2 protein-coding genes are annotated in these 548 nt (G+C 47.6%); one reads left to right on the plus strand and one right to left on the minus strand.

The genetic code is table 11. The annotated features are described in order from the left end of the window. A partial coding sequence (locus R7Q48_RS30165; protein ID WP_318134078.1) for an AI-2E family transporter occupies nucleotides 1–274 on the plus strand: 274 nt, incomplete at its 5' end. A gap of 32 nt (nucleotides 275–306) precedes the next feature. Here R7Q48_RS30165 and R7Q48_RS30170 read toward each other — a convergent pair. Next, nucleotides 307–548 (minus strand): EAL domain-containing protein (locus R7Q48_RS30170; protein WP_318134079.1); only part of this gene is annotated, 242 nt, incomplete at its 5' end.

Below are 548 nucleotides of genomic sequence, written 5' to 3' on the forward strand. Positions count from 1 at the left end.
CTTTGGTTTTGTCGCGTATCTGCAGTTAGATTCGGTCAGTTTTATGCTGACAGTGGTGTCGATATATCTGTTGCTGAATTTAATCGAGAGTCAGTTTGTCACCCCAACTTTGCTAGGGAGGCGGTTTAACCTCAACCCGTTAGTCATCTTTATGTGGCTGGTCTTTTGGGGTTGGTTGTGGGGCGGAATGGGGCTGTTGATTGGCGTGCCGCTGTTGGTGTGCATCAACATTTTAGCGGATCGTTTGGCGCTTTGCGGTTCGACGAACATCTAACCGCAAAGTTGCCAGTGTATTGAACGTTGTGCTTAGTTAAATAACTTTTTCGCCGCAACGGGTGGGCTGAATAAATATCCCTGACCGTAGATACAACCTTTGTCGACTAAGTAAGCCACTTGTTCTGGCGTTTCGATGCCTTCCGCCACAACTTTGAGTGAAAGCGTCGTGCCCATCGCAATGATGGCGTTAACAATGGCGTTGCTGTCGTTGTCGTTAGGCACATCACTGACAAACGAGCGGTCGATTATCAGTTTGTTGATTGGCAAACCTT

The sequence above is a fragment of the Vibrio sp. 378 genome (genome assembly GCF_033339435.1).